The 16,513-nt window shown below is 61.6% G+C and carries 12 protein-coding genes; 8 read left to right on the top strand and 4 right to left on the bottom strand.

Going from position 1 to position 16,513, the window contains the following annotated elements; genetic code table 11:
* Positions 1 to 58: 58 nt before the first annotated feature.
* The 3 genes from A3714_RS10540 to A3714_RS10530 all read left to right on the top strand — a co-directional run bounded on the left by A3714_RS10540 (position 59) and on the right by A3714_RS10530 (position 3,627).
* Positions 59 to 319 (top strand): hypothetical protein, encoded by a 261-nt coding sequence (locus A3714_RS10540; protein WP_062815410.1) that lies wholly within the window; start codon positions 59 to 61, stop codon positions 317 to 319.
* Positions 320 to 382: 63 nt separating this feature from the next.
* A complete protein-coding gene (locus A3714_RS10535) occupies positions 383 to 1,498 on the top strand; it encodes a PQQ-dependent sugar dehydrogenase (RefSeq protein ID WP_063508354.1) in 1,116 nt (371 codons plus the stop codon).
* 164 nt (positions 1,499 to 1,662) lie between these two features.
* Entirely contained in the window at positions 1,663 to 3,627 is a 1,965-nt protein-coding gene (locus A3714_RS10530; protein ID WP_063508353.1) for a CocE/NonD family hydrolase, read from the top strand.
* A 48-nt stretch (positions 3,628 to 3,675) separates the two neighbouring features.
* Here the strand turns inward: A3714_RS10530 and A3714_RS10525 are convergent, their stop codons facing one another.
* Positions 3,676 to 4,026 (bottom strand): VOC family protein, encoded by a 351-nt coding sequence (locus A3714_RS10525; protein ID WP_063508352.1) that lies wholly within the window; start codon positions 4,024 to 4,026, stop codon positions 3,676 to 3,678.
* A 166-nt stretch (positions 4,027 to 4,192) separates the two neighbouring features.
* On the opposite strand from A3714_RS10525, the gene A3714_RS10520 reads away from it, so the two are divergent.
* Entirely contained in the window at positions 4,193 to 5,389 is a 1,197-nt protein-coding gene (locus A3714_RS10520) for an MFS transporter (protein WP_063525848.1), read from the top strand.
* Here the strand turns inward: A3714_RS10520 and A3714_RS10515 are convergent.
* From A3714_RS10515 to ompR, 3 genes are all read right to left on the bottom strand, one after another.
* Entirely contained in the window at positions 5,383 to 5,934 is a 552-nt protein-coding gene (locus A3714_RS10515; RefSeq protein ID WP_063508428.1) for a porin family protein, read from the bottom strand. The genes A3714_RS10520 and A3714_RS10515 overlap by 7 nt on opposite strands.
* Before the next feature lie 452 nt (positions 5,935 to 6,386).
* The gene (locus A3714_RS10510) at positions 6,387 to 7,703 is read right to left on the bottom strand and encodes an ATP-binding protein (RefSeq protein ID WP_062815404.1); all 1,317 of its coding nucleotides are present in this window, start codon (positions 7,701 to 7,703) and stop codon (positions 6,387 to 6,389) included.
* Between the two features lie 164 nt (positions 7,704 to 7,867).
* Positions 7,868 to 8,581, bottom strand: a complete 714-nt coding sequence (gene ompR, locus A3714_RS10505) for a two-component system response regulator OmpR (protein WP_103917085.1) — start codon at positions 8,579 to 8,581, stop codon at positions 7,868 to 7,870.
* Between the two features lie 218 nt (positions 8,582 to 8,799).
* Between ompR and A3714_RS10500 the strand changes: the two genes are divergently transcribed.
* The 4 genes from A3714_RS10500 to A3714_RS10485 form a co-directional block, all read left to right on the top strand.
* Positions 8,800 to 10,146 carry an efflux RND transporter periplasmic adaptor subunit gene (locus A3714_RS10500; protein ID WP_082844648.1) on the top strand — a complete coding sequence of 449 codons (1,347 nt, stop codon included), beginning with the start codon at positions 8,800 to 8,802 and terminating at the stop codon, positions 10,144 to 10,146.
* The gene (locus tag A3714_RS10495; RefSeq protein ID WP_063508427.1) at positions 10,139 to 13,750 is read left to right on the top strand and encodes an efflux RND transporter permease subunit; all 3,612 of its coding nucleotides are present in this window, start codon (positions 10,139 to 10,141) and stop codon (positions 13,748 to 13,750) included. Before A3714_RS10500 ends, A3714_RS10495 begins: the two co-directional genes overlap by 8 nt.
* A 136-nt stretch (positions 13,751 to 13,886) precedes the next feature.
* The gene (locus A3714_RS10490; protein WP_035246181.1) at positions 13,887 to 14,249 is read left to right on the top strand and encodes a PleD family two-component system response regulator; all 363 of its coding nucleotides are present in this window, start codon (positions 13,887 to 13,889) and stop codon (positions 14,247 to 14,249) included.
* Between the two features lie 131 nt (positions 14,250 to 14,380).
* The coding region (locus tag A3714_RS10485; RefSeq protein ID WP_063527178.1) for a Tex family protein at positions 14,381 to 16,513 on the top strand (2,133 nt) is incomplete at its 3' end.

The raw sequence follows: 16,513 nt of genomic DNA, 5'->3' as shown, positions 1-16,513 counted from the left end.
CGACACACTCAAGGCGGGCACATAACGTGCCTGCCGCGCTTTCGACTGGGAGCCGCCCATGCATACGCTGACTGTCATTCTCGGAGGGCTGTTGTTGTTCGCCGTACTGGCGCTGACCGCCCGCCTGATCCCCTGGTTGCAACACCACCTGCTCGCCGTCTTCGCCCTGCTCTGGTTTATCGCTTCGGCCATCAATATGACCGTCGGCATTGTCCACGCCGGGTATTCCTTTATGGCTGAGTTACCAATTTTCTTTGTGGTCTTTCTGCTGCCTGTTGCGCTGGCCTGGATGGTGAGCCATAAACGCCAGCGCCAGTGACGATGTTTCACCCTTCACGCCGGGCGTGGCATGCTCAAGCCAGTCCGAACCAGGGAGTCCGTCATGCGATCACTGATCACCGTTACCCTCACCGCTCTGAGCCTGAGCGCCTGTGCCGACAACGCCGCCACCCTGTCCCCGCAAAGCAATGACAGCGTTACCACCACAACACTCACCGATGGCCTGCACCATCCCTGGTCATTGGCGTTTGTTTCAGACAAAGAATGGCTGATCACGGAACGGCGCGGCACCCTGCGCCGGCTGGTGGACGGCACCCTGCAGGACGATCCGGTCAGCGGAGTACCGCAGGTGGTCGCCAAAGGCCAGGGCGGGCTGTTCGATGTGATGCCGCATCCGGATTTTGCCGACAACCAGCGCCTGTACCTGAGTTATGCCAAACCCTGCGGTGACGATGGCGGCACCACAGCGGTGGGCTATGGCACTTACCGGGAGGGTAGCCTCAAAGACTTCCGCGATATCTACGTGGCCGAAAAAGCCTGCACCAATACCGCCAAACATTTTGGTGGGCGCATTCTGTTTGATAACGACGGCTACCTGTTTGTCACCGTGGGCGACCGGGGGGAACGGGACCGGGCCCAGGACACCACGGACCCGGCCGGCAGCGTACTGCGTCTGCACGACGATGGCCGCATCCCCGATGACAACCCGTTGGCCGACCAGCCTGGCAAGGCTGCCGCCATCTGGAGCTGGGGCCACCGTAATCCCCAGGGGCTGGCCCTGCATCCGCAGAGTGGCAAGCCCTGGCTCAACGAGCACGGCCCCCGGGGCGGGGACGAGATCAACGCGGTGGCAGCGGGCGTCAACTACGGCTGGCCGGAAATCACCTATGGTCGGGAGTATTACGGGCCCAGCATCGGTGACACCCGACAGGATGGCCTGGCTCAGCCCCTGCTGCACTGGACCCCGTCCATCGCCCCCTCCGGCATGGCCTTTGTGACCGGCGATCGCTACCCGGACTGGCAGGGTGACACCGTGCATGGCGCCCTGAAGCTGACCCACCTGAACAAGGTGGCCTTCGACGGCCGCAAGCCGGTCTCGGAAGTTCGCCTGTTGGAAGACGCCGGCAACCGGATCCGCGATGTACGGCAGGGGCCCGACGGCTACCTGTATCTCCTCACCGACAGCAACAATGGTGCCCTGCTGCGCCTGGAACCCTGACCGGTTGCGCCCCGGCATCGCCGGGGCGCGACAGTCGCGTCTTACACTCAGATACAAAACCCGTGATTTGTCTCACCAAGTTGCACCGCTGTGCCAACAGACCCGCTATCCGCCCCCTCCTATCCTGATAAGCGAAAAGATGTATAACAAATCAGGATAAAACCATGCTCGCTTTCACTTCACGCCCGGCCTTGGGCCTGCTGGCAATATTGTTGTGCGCCTCTCTGCAACTCACCGGCTGTGGCGGCGGCGGGGGTAACAGCGCCTCACCCGGCACCCCCTCCACCCCTGCCAATGACGATACCCCCACTGGCAACACTGGCGGTGACGGGGACAGTAATGACGATGATGCCGGCACACCCGTCAATCTGAGTTGGGGCGAAGCCTACCAGCGCGATGAGGAATACCCGAACACCGTCAACCTTCCCCAGCAGCTGATCACCATGCGTGATGGCATTCGCCTGGCGGCCACGGTGACCCTGCCGGCAGATGCCAGCGGCAACGCCATCGACGGCCCCTTCCCGGTGATCGCCACCTTCACCGGCTACAACCAGTTCCTGTCCAGCAGCCTGATTGCCGACCTGGACCTGGTGAAACACGGCTATGCCTATATCAATGTGGATATGCGCGGCACCGGCGCCTCGGAGGGCAGCTGGCAGGCCTTCAGCCAGGTGGATCAGGACGATATGGCCGAGCTGGTGACCTACATCAAGTCTCAGCCCTGGAGTAACGGCCGGATCGGCATGAATGGCCCCTCCTACATGGGCATCACCGGGCTGCTCACCGGCGCCCAGGAAGACCCGGCCGTGCAGGCGATTTTTGCCGTGGTGCCCATGGGGGATGCCTACCGGGACATCGTGTTCTCCGGGGGCCAGGTCAACGCCGGCTTTATTCCCCTGTGGATGGCGCTGGTCACCGGGCTGGGCGTTATCCCCACCTCCGTGGGCTTCGAGAATGGCGATCCTGCCTACAGCCTCACCACCCTGCTTCAGCACCTGGAAGGTGCTCTGGTGGATTTCCAGGTGCCGGTGATTGCCGGAGCCCTGATTGGTGATGAGAACCGCTTCGACACCGAGTTCTGGCGTATCCGCTCCCCCCTGGAGCAAATCGACAAGATCAGTGCGCCCACCTTTGTGGTCGGCGGGCTAAACGATATTTTCCAGCGCGGCGAGCCGCTGATTTATGAAGGGCTCAAGGACCACACCACCGCCAAACTGCTGATCGGTCCCTGGCAGCACCTGGACGGCTCATCCGGTGCCGGCCTGCCCGCGGATGGTGTGCCGGACCTGGACAGCCTGCGCCTGGCCTGGTTTGACCATTACCTGAAAGATATCGACACCGGCGCCCCGTCCTACCCGCCGGTCACCCAGTACTACACCGGTGCCGAACGCTATGTCACCGCCGCCGACTGGCCACACCCCCAGGCCAAAGCGGAAACCTTTTACCTGCACGGCCAGTTCGGTCTGCCGTTGTTTGGAAAGATCAGCGGGGACGCTCCCACCAGCAACAAGCAGACCAGCCTGCTGCAAACACCGGTCAACGGTCTCTGCTCCGCCAGTGCCAGCCAGTGGACCGCCGGCATTCTGGGCATGATCCTGCCGCCCTGTGCCGCCCAGGACAATGTGGTCAATCTGCTGGAAGCGGTTTATACCAGCGAGCCCCTGGAAGCAGACATGGCTATCAATGGGCCCATCACTGGACAGATCTGGGCCTCCACCACCGCCCTGGATACCAACGTCACCGTGCGCGTCAGCGTGGTCGGCAACAACGGCATTGCCCGGCCATTGACCCACGGCATTCAGATGGCGTCCATGAGTGCGTTTGATGCCAGCCAATCCCGCTTTATGAACGGCAAACTGGTTCAACCCTGGCACCCCTTCAGTGCGGAGTCCAAGCGCACCATCACACCGCTGGAACCCTTCCGGGCGGACGTGGAGGTGTTCCCCACCAGTGCCGTGATCAAAGCCGGTGAAAGGCTGCGCATCAGTGTGGGCGCCAGCGATCTGCCCCATGGCTTGAGCCCGGTACGTGATCTGCTCACCAGCCTGCTGGGCGCCCTGACCCTCTACAGCACCCCGGCCATGCCGTCGCGGGTGAATATTCCGCTGGTGCCGGTCAGCGCACTCTGAGCGCCACCCTCCTGCCGTCGCCGCCACGACGGCAGGAGCAGCCTCGCATCACAAATGCTGGAGAATATTCAGCAGGCGGCCAAAGGGGTCGCGCACATAAAACCGTCGCACCCCCCAGGGCTCACTCACCGGTCCATATTCCACCGCCACTCCGGCCTGGTGGACTCTTTCCAGCGCAGCATCCAGATCGTCCACCTCAATGGACAGGTCCGGTACCGCGGTACCCGAACCACCTTCTGAGCCCACACTCACCTGAACCCTCATGGTTTCCGCCGACCCATAGGTACGAAACCAGCCATGATCCATGATCCGCTCCAGCCCCAGGATGTCACCATAGAAAGCCTCTGCCTTTTGCGGATCCGGGGTGGCCAGGTTGGCCATGATACGTTTCACTTTCATGCTTTCTCCTTGCTTGCTTTCAGGAGAGCTTCAAACACGCCCAGCCCCCCTCATCGGCCACCCTAGGGCATTTTTTTCCGTGCTAAAATGAACTCTCTTCAACTTCGGCAATCCCATTCCCCCTTGCCACCCCTAACGCAACCCGCAGCCCTGTGCAGGACTTTCTATGCCCACTGACTCCGGTCGTCTGCTTCGCCTTTCCCTGGCCCTCGCCCTGGGTGGCTTTGGCATCGGCAGCGGCGAGTTCGTCATCATGGGACTAATGCAACGGGTGGCCACCGACCTGCAGGTGCCGGTGCCGGATGTGGGCTATGCCATCAGCAGCTATGCACTGGGAGTGGTAGTGGGCGCGCCGCTGATTTCCTCCCTGGCAGCCCGGGTGCCACGGCGGGGGCTGCTGATCATGCTGATGCTGGTCTTTGCCATGGGCAACATGGCCAGCGCCCTGGCCACAGACTTCTGGACCTTCGTGGGCCTGCGCTTTCTGGCCGGGCTGCCCCATGGCGCCTACTTCGGCGTAGCCGCTCTGGTGGCGGCATCGGCGGTGCCTTATCACATGCGTGCCCGGGCAGTGGCCCGGGTGATGAGCGGGCTGACCATTGCCATCCTGGTGGGCGCGCCGCTGGCCACCTGGGCCGGCAACCTGTTCGGCTGGGAGGTCGCCTTTATCGGCGTCGGCGTGATCGCCCTGTGCACCGCCCTGCTGATACGCCTGTGGGTGCCTGCTCAAGCTCCGGACCCGAATGCCAGCCCCCGCCGGGAACTGTCGGCACTGATCAAACAGCGGGTGTTATTCACGCTGGGCGTGGCCAGCATCGGTTTTGGCGGCATGTTTGCGGTATTCAGTTATGTGATGCCCACTCTCACCGAACAGGCCGGCATGGCAGAACGCTGGGGCCCCATGGTGCTGATGGTCTTCGGTATCGGCACCATCATCGGTAATTTTGCCGGCGCCCGTGCCGCCGACGGCAATCTGTTGCGGGCCATTCCGTTGATTCTGATCTGGTGTGCGCTGATCCAGGCAGGCTTCTATTTTGCCGCTAACTGGACGGTGGCGGGCATCGTTTTCGTGGGGCTGGTGGGCACCAGCATGGCGCTGGGCCCGGCCCTGCAGACTCGCCTGATGGACGTGGCCGAAGATGCCCAGACCATGGCCGCCTCCATGAACCATGCCGCCTTCAACCTGGCCAATGCGCTGGGCGCCTGGCTGGCGGGCATCACTGTCAAACAGGGTCTGGCCTGGTCCAGCACCGGCCTGGTGGGCGCGGCACTGGCTATCGGCGGGTTGCTGATCTTCCTGTCCGGGCGGGCGCTGGAAAGGCGCAACAACATTCCCGGAGACACTTGCCTGAAAAATCAATAACGACGATGGAAGCCCAGATTAAACGCTGTCAGATCAAAGCCGTCGTCATCATCAAGCATCACCCACTCCCCATGGAGGGAGACATCCGGTGATACATTAAAGGCAACTCCCCCGCCATAGGAGGGATCACTGGCTGTCACCGTTTCTGAATCAGAAATATTACCGAAGAAGTTTACTTCCGTTTTTCGTTTTGCCGTGGCCGAAGAATGGCCAACAAGAAGATAAGGGCGAACAGGCAGCGAGTCATCCAGACCTACCTTGAGATAGGCAGCCAACAACGTCACCGGCTGGATGGTATATTCCACACCATTGACGGTTTTTTCATCCTCACTCAGACGAAAGCCCAGACGCCCCTCAATCGCTACATACGGATTAAAGCGACGCCCCAGATTAAACTGAACCGCTGTAGGCTCGAAATCTCCCAAGTCGCTCTCTTGGGTCAGCTTGCTGTATTGAAAACCGAAATAGTTTCTCTTCTCCAAATCGGAATCAGCAAACGACGCTACCGAACTCGCCAATAACAAAGCCCCTAAAACTACCCTCATGAAATTCCCCTATTGATGAATAACGCGTTAGCGTATTTATTTGATAGTCACTCAGCAAGCATTCCCAAAATGAATCACCACAAAAAAAGGCCGCACACAGGTGCGGCCCAACGACCTGTGACTGCGGCAGCAGCAACAGGCTATCGGCATTCACAACACGGGTTTCCCCGGCCGGGAATCAGCGATCAAGTAACAGGGAACACTGTCAGCACATCGGCATGATGTCGGTGCCAGGAATAAATCATGTCCGGCTCTCCCAAGTCCGTTTGTCAAAATTTTCGGGGGCTTGTTGTTGTTTCCCGAAAGCGAATCTCTTTAATTATTTCTGCCATTTTTGTTTTTGGGCAATTCCTGTGATGTGTTCAGTAGCATGCGCTGCCCGACAGAAACAGACTTTGCGCCAGCGCACATTCCCGGCCCGGAAATGTGGCTTTTTGTTATCCGTCGGTTCCTTAACGTACCCCGGCGGACAGGGATTCCGGTTGAACAAACTTGCCGGTAACCGGGAAGCGCACCTCCACCAGCAGCCCCCCGTGCTCATGGTTGGCCAGGCGGATCTCGCCGTGGTGCATGTCGGCGATGCGCTTGACGATGGCCAGCCCCAGACCGCTACCACTGAGAGTGCGGGCTTTTTCGCCACGGGAAAACGGTTGCAGCAACAGGGGAATATCCTCTTCCCGAACACCCTTGCCGTGATCCCTTACGGTCAGGCGTACCACGTTGTCGGTAACGGCAGTACGTACCTCCACCGGTGGGGCACCGTACTTGAGTGCATTGCCGATCAGGTTGGCCAGCATCCGTTTCACGGTGAGCCGCTTGAGCATCAGGCGGGGCAGATCCTGCAGTTCAAAGCGGATCTGTTCGGCGGGATACTTGCCGGCCACTTCCTGTATCAGTTCGTTGAGATTTTCCAGATCCGGCTGCTCGTCAGCACCATCGCGAATAAAGGAAATGAACTGGTCGAGGATGGCATCCATGTCCTCGATATCTTCGATAATGCCCCGTGCCAGTTCTTCGTCCTGCATGAACTCCGCCGACAAGCGCAAGCGGGTCAGCGGCGTACGCAGGTCATGGGAGACCCCCGCCAGCAACAGGGCCCGGTCCCGCTGGGCCTGCTGCAGGTCGCTGGTCATTCGGTTGAAGGCCGCGTTCACCGCCTGTATTTCCTCCGGCCCGATGCTGGTGTCCAGTACCGGCACCGCTTCTCCCCGGCCCACTTTCAATGCCACCCGGGCCAACCGTCGTAACGGCAGGTTCAACCCCCGGGCAATCAGCAGGCCACCGATGATGGCCAGCAACGGTACCGTGACACCCCAGCCCAGCAGCAGGTAACGGTCATAATCGCGGAAGAATTCCATGGGCACCCGCAGCCACTGTCCCTGGAAAGAGGGGGCATTGACCCACAGCACCGGTTGACGACTATCCTCCAGCTTCACCGTGACCGGCTCGCGCAGACGCTCCTGCACTTCTTCCCGAAAGCGACTGACCACGGGCTGTGACAACAGCACCGTCCCCTGATGCAGATTGTCCGGGGTGGCCACCTCGATACTGGTGGCCCCGGCCAGCCGCTGGGCGAGCCTTGCATCCTCCTCACCGGACGAGGAAAACGCCAGCTCCGCCTGCAGAACCGTCAGACGGGCATACTCGCGGATACCGGGCAGATAGGCGTTACGGGCAAAGAACCACAGGGTCAGCGCCTGGCTGATACCGATGACCAGCCCGACCACGATGGCAGAACGGACAAAGGCCGTGCGGGGATAAAACTTCACTGGCGAGATTCCATGACTGTTTGAGCAGAGAATAACAGGTCGGACGTCGGAGGTCGGAGGTCGGACGTCAAAGCCCCAACCATGAATACCCGGAAGCGCAAGAAGAATTCAGCCGGGATTCAGCCCGTATGTACAGCGTCAGACATCCGACGTCAGACCACCACTCAATCCGGCACAAACACATAACCCACACCCCACACGGTCTGGATATAGCGGGGCTTGGAGGGATCGTCTTCCAGCAGGCGGCGCAGGCGCGACACCTGCACATCAATGGAGCGCTCCATGGCGGACCATTCGCGCCCCCGGGCCAGGCTCATCAGCTTGTCACGGGTGAGCGGCTCGCGAGGGTTTTGCACCAGGGCCTTGAGCACGGCGAATTCCCCGGTGGTCAGGTTCTGGGGATCACCATCCCGCAGCAGCGTGCGATTGCCCAGATCCAGCTCCCAGGGGCCAAAACGCACCTCACCTTCTTCCTTGCTGGGCGCGCCGGGCAATTCACGCACATGGCGGCGCAGCACTGCCCGTATGCGCGCATCCAGTTCCCGGGGATTGAACGGTTTGGGGAGATAATCATCGGCACCGGCATCCAGCCCTTCGATACGCTCCGCATCATCGCCCTTGGCGGTCAGCATGATAATCGGCATCCGGTTTTCCGCCTCACGCAAACGCCGGCAGATGGACAGGCCGTCTTCACCCGGCAGCATCAGGTCCAGCACCATCAGCGAATAGATCTCCCGGGACAGGGCCCGATCCATCTGCTCCGCATCACCCACCGCCTTCACCGCATAGCCTGCTTCTTCCAGAAAACGCTGCAGCAGACTGCGCAGACGGGCGTCATCATCGACGACGAGAATTTTATCCAGTTGCTGTTCTGTCACGGTGCCTCCACGTATCGCAGACTCTGATTTACGCGTTGTGGACTGAACGTGCAAGATAATGGCCCGGAGAGATTGTATAAAAACATTGCAGTCTGCGAATCTAACCGCTCCTCAAGGGATTGTGATCCCTGCAGCACCGCCGCCAAAGTAGGCATGAGAAAAAGAAATCGCTACAGTACGCGACAAATGAGAATGGCTATCAACAAAGGATTCCTCCCTTGCGAGACCGCCTGAAACAGATTCCCCCCGTGGCCATGGTGATCCTGGGCACGATGCTCGCCATCGTGTTGCTGGCCATTTTCAAACCCTCGGCGCCCACCCGTGATGTGAGCGAGCGCCATGACCGGGTGCGTTATGTGCTGGCTGAGCCGGGCGCACACTCCCCCAGCATCCAGTTGTTCGGGCGGGTACAGTCGCCCCGCGCCGCCGACCTGACGGCGGTGGTGACCGCCAATGTGACAAGCATTCCGGTGCGGGCCGGCAGCAAGGTCAGTGCCGGCCAGTTGCTGATCCAGCTGGACGACACCGAGGCGTCACTGGCCCGGGATCGGGCCAAGGCCAGCCGCGACGAGGCCGCCGCCCAATTGCAGACCACCCGCCTGCGCTATCAGAGCGACAGAAAGAGCCTGGCGCTGGAAAAGAAGCTGGCAAAACTGTCCGAGGACAACCTGCAACGGCTGCAGTCCCTGCGCGGGAAGAATCTGGTCTCCCAGACCCAGCTGGACCAGGCGGAAGAAGCCAAGGCCCGCGCTGAACTGTCATTGAGCCAGCGTCAGCTCAGCGTCAGCGATTTCGAGAACGAACTGGCCCGCATGGAGGCTCGCCTGGCCAGTGCCGAAGCCCAGCTCCAGCAGGCCGAACTGGATCTGACCCGCACCCGGGTAGAAGCGCCGTTCGATGGCACCGTGACGGATATCCCGGTGGCACCGGGGGAACGGGTGCGCCCCGGCGAACCCTTGCTCAGTCTGTTTGCGGACGCCGAGCTGGAAGTGCGTGCACAGATTCCCGAACGGTATCTGGCCGCCGTGCGCGACGGTCTGGGCCAGGGCGAACTGGCCGCCAGCACCGAACTGGAAGGCCGCACCCTGGCGCTAAATCTCAAACGTCTGGCCGGGGATGCCAGCGATGCCCGTGGTGGCATCGACGGTCTGTTCGAGTTTGTCGATGGCGTGCCCGCGGCTGCCCTGGGCCGCCCGCTGACCATTACCCTGACCCTGCCGGCCCGGGATAACCTGATTGCCCTGCCGGCCACCGCCCTGCACGGCCTCAATCGCCTCTATGTCATTGATGACGACAACCGCCTGCGGCGCGTCCAGGCCGATATCGTCGGCGAAGCCATGGATCGGGAAAACGCGCAGCTGCTTCTCCATGCGCCCACCCTTGAAGGGGGCGAACGGATCATGACCACCCAGCTGCCCCAGGCCATTGTCGGCCTGCCGGTGGACCCGCAACCGGTGCCGGGCAGCAACGCCGATGGCGGGGAAGGTGATGTGACAGAGCCGCCCGCAACCCCTGCCACCGTCAGTGGCGACGACAACCACAACGAGGGCCGTCAGGGTGAGTGAATCGCGGGGCCTGATCGCCAGCTTTACCGAGCACAAGGTCGCATCGAATCTGTTGATGCTGTTGATGGTGATGCTCGGGTTTCTCGGCCTCAACCGGCTCAATACCCAGCTGTTTCCGAATTTTGATTTCGACTACATCACCGTCACCATCCCCTGGCGAGGCGCCAGCCCGGAGGATGTACAGCGCTCCATTACCATCCCCGTGGAGCAGGCCATCAAGACCCTGCCCAACACCAAGAAACTGATCGCCCGCTCCCAGCAGGGCGCCTCGGCTATCTTTATCGAGCTGGAAGACGGCACCGACCTGGGCCTGGCCCTGGACGAAGTGCGCCAGCGCATCGACTCCATCCGCAACCTGCCCCAGGACGCGGAGCGACCGGTAATCCAGAAGATCACCAACTACTCCCTGGTCACCTCCATCATGGTGTCCACGGAAAACGGCTCCCTGGAAGAACTGCGCCCGCTGGTGCGCAACATGGAAGACGAGATCCTCGCCCTGGGTGCCGGCAAGGTGGACTTCCTGGGTCTGCCGGAAGAGGAAATGGCCATCCAGGTGCCCGCCGCGGCCCTCCATGATCTGCGCATGAGTCTGGGCGAAATCAGCAACCGGGTGCGCAGTTTCAGCCAGGACATACCCGCCGGCACTGCGGGCCGGGATGACGCTGCCAAACAGCTGCGCGCCCTGGGCCAGCGACGTGACGAACGGGCCTTCGCCGACCTGCCCCTGATTACCACCGCCGACGGCCAGCAGCTGAGTCTGGGCGACGTGGCCACCATCGAGCGACGCCCCCGGGATGACCAGCCTACCCTCACCTATCAGGGCAACCCGGCCATCGAACTGCAGGTGATGCGCGGCGAAGACGGGGACATGCTGGAGCTGGCCGACAAGGTGCGCAGCTGGGGCGCGGAGTACCGCACCACCCTCCCGGAAGGCGTACAGATGACCTTCTATTTCGAGGCCTGGAAGCTGGTACAGGAGCGCATTTCCACCCTGCTGTGGAACGGCATCAGCGGTCTGCTGCTGGTGATCGCCACCCTCTATTTCTTCCTCAATGCCCGGGTGGCCTGGTGGGTCACCGTGGGCATCCCGGTGTCCTTCATGGCCACCCTGGGCCTGGTCTGGCTGTTCGGCGGCACCATCAACATGATCAGTCTGTTCGGCCTGATTCTGGCCCTGGGGATCATTGTCGACGATGCCATTGTGGTGGGCGAGGACACGCTGACCCACTTGCAGCAGGGGGAATCCGCCCAGCGTGCCGCCCTGGGGGGCGCACGCCGGATGTTCTGGCCGGTGGTGGCCTCCAGTACCACCACCATTGCCGCCTTCCTGCCCCTGGGCATGATGAGCGGCGCCATGGGCAAGATCGCCTTCGACATTCCCTTCGTGATGATCTGTGTGATCCTGGCCTCCCTGCTGGAATGCTTTCTGGTATTGCCCGGCCATTTGCATCACAGCTTCCGGGGTATCCAGGTCAAAGCCTCCGGGGTGCGGGAACGTATCGACGCCGGCTTCCACCGGTTCCGTGAGGAGCGCTTCCGGCCGCTGGTAGCCTGGGCCATTCGTCATCGGCATCTGGTCAGCGTCTCCGCCATAGCGGCTTTCATCCTGGCGCTGAGCCTGATCGCCACCGGCTGGCTCAAGTTCACCTTCTTCCCACCGGTGGATGGTGACCAGCTGCGGGCCGTGGTGGAGTTTTCCTCCGGCACCGACCGGCGCCAGGTGGATCGCTTCCTGTCCCATCTGGAAGACGCACTTAACGAGACCAATGAGGAACTGGGGGGACATCTGGTCAAGACTGTCATCAGTCACCATGGCGCCGCCGCCGGCTTCCCCAACCCCGGCGGGCGCATGGAAAAATACGGCGATGAATACGGCACCCTGGTGGTGGAAGTCTATGTGGGCTCGGACAGACAGATCAGCAATGACGAACTGATCCAGAACTGGCGAGAGAAACTGACCCTGCCTGCCGGTCTGGACCAGCTCACCATTTCCCAGCCGGAAGCGGGCCCGCCCGGCAAGCCCATCGAGGTGAAGCTCACCGGCAGTGATGCGCCGACCCTGAAACAGGCATCCCTGGCCCTGCAGGAACGGCTCAACGATTTTGCCGGGGTCAGCAACGTGGACGACGACCTGCCCTACGGCAAGGAACAGCTGACCTTTGAATTGACCGCCCGGGGCCGCGCTCTGGGGCTGACTCTCAACGAGGTGGCCAGCCAGTTACGCGCCGCCTTCGACGGCAACCTGGCCCAGCTCTATAACGAGGAAGACGAGGAAATCGAAGTGCGGGTGATGCTGCCGGACAGTGAACGTCGTCAGTTCACCGCCCTGGAGCGTCTGCCCATCATCACCGCCCAGGGTGAGGCCATCGCCCTGCGGGACGTGGTGAACTTTGATGCCCGCAAGGGCGTGGACTTACTGCGCCGCGTCAACGGCGAACTGGCCGTCACCGTCTACGCGGACCTGGACCCGGAGCAGGGCAACGCCAACGAGATTATTGCCAGCCTCAACGACAGCACCCTGCCCGACCTGAAAGCCAAATATGGTATCGGCGTCGGCTATGAGGGCAAGCTGCAGGAACAGGCTGACAACATGAAGGACATGGCCACCGGTGCCCTGCTGGGGCTGGCGATCATCTATGTGGTACTGGCCTGGGTGTTCAGCTCCTACTCCTGGCCCCTGGCGATCATGACCGCCATTTTCTTTGGCCTCACCGGCGCGGTGATCGGGCACATCTTCACGGCACCGTTCGGCATCAAGTTTTCCATGTTCTCGGCCATGGGGCTGTTCGGCCTGTCCGGCATCATCGTCAACGATTCCATCGTGCTGGTGAGCTTCTACCAGCAACTGGTGGCCGAAGGCATGGAACGGTTCCAGGCCATCGTGGAGGCCTGTGTACGACGTCTGCGGGCGGTGCTGCTGACTTCCATCACCACCATTGCCGGCCTCACTCCGATCCTGTTCGAAAGCTCCCTGCAGGCACAGTTTCTCAAACCCATGGCGGTGAGCATTGTCTTCGGGCTGCTGTTCGGTACCGTACTGATCCTGTTGGTGGTACCGGCCATGCTGATGCTGATCGAGGAGCAGCGGGACCGCTTCCGGGGGATGGGCCCACGACTGGCACCGGGCAATTGGGGGGAACTGGCACGCCGGGCATGGCGTTTTGATCCTGCCTACCACCGGCAGCAGCCGGGCCCGCAAGGGCTGGGCGGCCATCTGTGGTGGGTGATGATTCTCGGCCCCTGGCTGTTACTGACCATAGTGGGCAAACTACCGCTGCTGCAGCAGGCCCTGGAGGCCGATGCCGGGCCCTTGCTGATGGCACCCACCGGGCTGCTGTGGCTGGTCATGGCCGGGCTGGGGGCCACCTTCCTGTGGCACCTGTTCCGCCGTCGCCAGCGAGCCGCCAGGCTGGCCGTATACTGGTTATTGGTGACAGGTTTGGGCAGTCTATTGATCGCGGCACTGGCACCACTGGCCGGTCCGCAGGGCAGTGAACTGGCCACTGCGTTCTGGTCCCAGGCGCGCTGGGCGCTTGTCACTGCGCTAATCGTATTGCCCTTGCTGTTGTGGAGTCGGCGCAGTGCACAGACCCTGACACGCTGACCGAAAACGGCATCATAGTGCCATAATTCGACAGCTTACCTTTTGACCAGTGACTGGTATTATTCGCGTCTGAAGAACGAAACAGACAAAAACAAAGTACCGCCGACACAAGCAGTATCGGCGCGAGGAGAGCAACATGGCCAAAATTCTTGTGGTGGATGACTCGCCGACCCAATTGACCAACCTGGTCAAGATCGTCCAGGGCGAAGGCCATGAGGTCATTACCGCCACCAATGGCATGGAAGGCATCGAGAAAGCCCGTGAGGAAAAACCCGACCTGATTCTCATGGACGTGGTGATGCCGGAACTGAACGGCTTCCAGGCCACCCGCAAAATCACCCGTGACCCGGCCACCGAACAGATTCCGGTGATCCTGGTCACCACCAAGGATCAGGAGACCGACAAGGTCTGGGGGCAGCGCCAGGGGGCGGCCGGCTACATCATCAAACCGCCCAAGGAAGCCGAGCTGATCGCCAAGATCAACGAAGTGCTGGGCTAGTCCAGCCCCGCAACATAGCCGCTTCCACAAGTCAATCTGTTAACGACCGGGATCATTGCCTATGATTTCGGTCGTTTTGTTTTACGCCTGCACGCGACATGCCTGCAGGCCGCACGCAGCCAGGAAAAGTCATGCGCAGTATTGAACAGATTATCGCCGAGGAAATCGGCTGTCAGGAACGTCAGGTGCACGCTGCCGTCGCCCTGCTCGACGACGGTGCCACCGTCCCTTTTATCGCCCGTTACCGTAAAGAAGTCACCGACGGTCTGGACGACACCCAGCTGCGTAACCTGGAAGATCGGCTGCGTTACCTGCGCGAGATGGAAGAGCGCCGCGAGGCCATCCTGAAAAGCATCGCCGAGCAGGACAAGCTCACCCCGGAACTGGAAAAGGCCATCAAGGCCGCCGACACCAAGACCCGGCTGGAAGATCTCTACCTGCCCTATAAACCCAAGCGCCGCACCCGCGCCCAGATCGCCCGGGAAGCCGGCCTGGAACCGCTGGCCGACGGTCTGCTGGACGATCCGACCCAGAACCCGGAAGAACTGGCCGCCGGCTACCTGAACGAAGAACACAAGATTGCCAGCGTCAAAGATGCCCTGGACGGCGCCAAACAGATCCTGATGGAGCGCTTCGCCGAGAACGCCGATCTGCTTACCCGCCTGCGCACCTTCCTCTGGGACAAGGCCCATATCCAGTCAAAAGTGGCGGACGGCAAGGAAAAGGAAGGCGCCAAGTTCAGCGACTATTTCGATCACAGCGAAGCCATCAAGGGCATCCCCAGTCACCGGGCCCTGGCCCTGTTCCGGGGTCGCAACGAAGGCATCCTGCATGTCTCCATGGTGCTGCCGGAAGAGCTGGAAACCGCCCAGCCGCATCCCTGCGAAGCCATGGTCACCGCGGAAACCGGCTGGCAGCATCAGGGCCGCGCCGCCGATGACTGGCTCAAGGAAGTGATGCGCTGGACCTGGAAGATCAAGCTGAACACCCACCTGGAAACCGAACTGCTGGGCCGGGTGCGCGAACTGGGCGAGGAAGAAGCCATCCAGGTATTTGCCCGCAACCTGAAGAGCCTGCTGATGGCCTCCCCGGCCGGCCCCAAGTGCACCATGGGCCTGGACCCGGGCCTGCGCACCGGGGTGAAAGTGGTGGTGGTGGATGCCACCGGCAAGCTGCTGGAACACACCACCATCTTCCCGCACCAGCCCAAGAACCAGTGGGACCAGTCTCTCTCTGCCCTGGCCGCCCTGTGCCTGAAGCACAAGGTGGAACTGATCGCCATTGGTAACGGCACCGCCAGCCGGGAGACCGACAAGCTGGCCGGCGAAGTGGTCAAGGCCAGCAAGGGCAACATCCAGAAGATCATGGTGTCCGAAGCCGGCGCCTCGGTGTATTCCGCGTCGGAAACTGCCGCCCGGGAATTCCCGGATCTGGACGTATCCTTCCGTGGCGCCGTGTCCATTGCCCGCCGCCTGCAGGACCCGCTGGCCGAGCTGGTGAAGATCGATCCGAAAGCCATCGGCGTGGGCCAGTACCAGCACGACGTGAGCCAGCTGAAGCTGTCCCGCTCCCTGGATGCGGTGGTGGAAGACTGTGTGAACTCCGTGGGGGTAGACGTGAATACCGCCAGCGCCCCGCTGCTGGCTCGCATTGCCGGCCTCAACAGCACCATCGCCGGCAACATCGTTACCTACCGGGAAAGCCACGGCGCCTTTGCCAGCCGCGCTGACCTGAAGCTGGTACCGCGCCTGGGCGACAAGACCTTCGAACAGGCCGCCGGCTTCCTGCGCATCATGGACGCCGCCAATCCGCTGGACAGTTCTTCCGTCCACCCGGAAGCCTACCCGCTGGTGGAAAAGATCGCCGAGAAACATGGCCGGCCGCTCAAGGAACTGATCGGTGATGTGCCCTTCCTGAAGAAGGTCAACGCCGCCGACTTTACCGACGACACGTTCGGCCTGCCCACGGTCACCGATATCCTCAGCGAACTGGAAAAACCCGGTCGCGATCCGCGTCCGGAATTCAAGGCTGCCGTCTTCAAGGAAGGGGTGGAAACCCTCAAGGACCTGAAGCCCTCCATGATTCTGGAAGGTACGGTGACCAACGTGACCAACTTCGGCGCCTTCGTGGATATCGGCGTGCATCAGGATGGTCTGGTTCACGTCTCCGCCCTGGCCGACAAATTCGTGGAAGACCCCCACGATGTGGTCAAGCCCGGGGATATCGTCAAGGACCTTGACGATATCCCCGGGCTTGACCACATC

The organism is Alcanivorax sp. HI0007 (assembly GCF_001635525.1).
Classification (GTDB): domain Bacteria; phylum Pseudomonadota; class Gammaproteobacteria; order Pseudomonadales; family Alcanivoracaceae; genus Alcanivorax.
The sequence above is the reverse complement of the archived record's forward strand: the minus strand, read 5'-3'. Positions and strand labels throughout refer to the sequence as shown.

What these genes read in the sequence shown, in the direction of transcription:
- A3714_RS10540 (WP_062815410.1), top strand. Translation starts at nt 59, where the DNA reads ATGCATACGCTGACTGTCATTCTCGGAGGGCTGTTGTTGTTCGCCGTA.
- A3714_RS10535 (WP_063508354.1), top strand. Translation starts at nt 383, where the DNA reads ATGCGATCACTGATCACCGTTACCCTCACCGCTCTGAGCCTGAGCGCC.
- A3714_RS10530 (WP_063508353.1), top strand. Translation starts at nt 1,663, where the DNA reads ATGCTCGCTTTCACTTCACGCCCGGCCTTGGGCCTGCTGGCAATATTG.
- A3714_RS10525 (WP_063508352.1), bottom strand. Translation starts at nt 4,026, where the DNA reads ATGAAAGTGAAACGTATCATGGCCAACCTGGCCACCCCGGATCCGCAA.
- A3714_RS10520 (WP_063525848.1), top strand. Translation starts at nt 4,193, where the DNA reads ATGCCCACTGACTCCGGTCGTCTGCTTCGCCTTTCCCTGGCCCTCGCC.
- A3714_RS10515 (WP_063508428.1), bottom strand. Translation starts at nt 5,934, where the DNA reads ATGAGGGTAGTTTTAGGGGCTTTGTTATTGGCGAGTTCGGTAGCGTCG.
- A3714_RS10490 (WP_035246181.1), top strand. Translation starts at nt 13,887, where the DNA reads ATGGCCAAAATTCTTGTGGTGGATGACTCGCCGACCCAATTGACCAAC.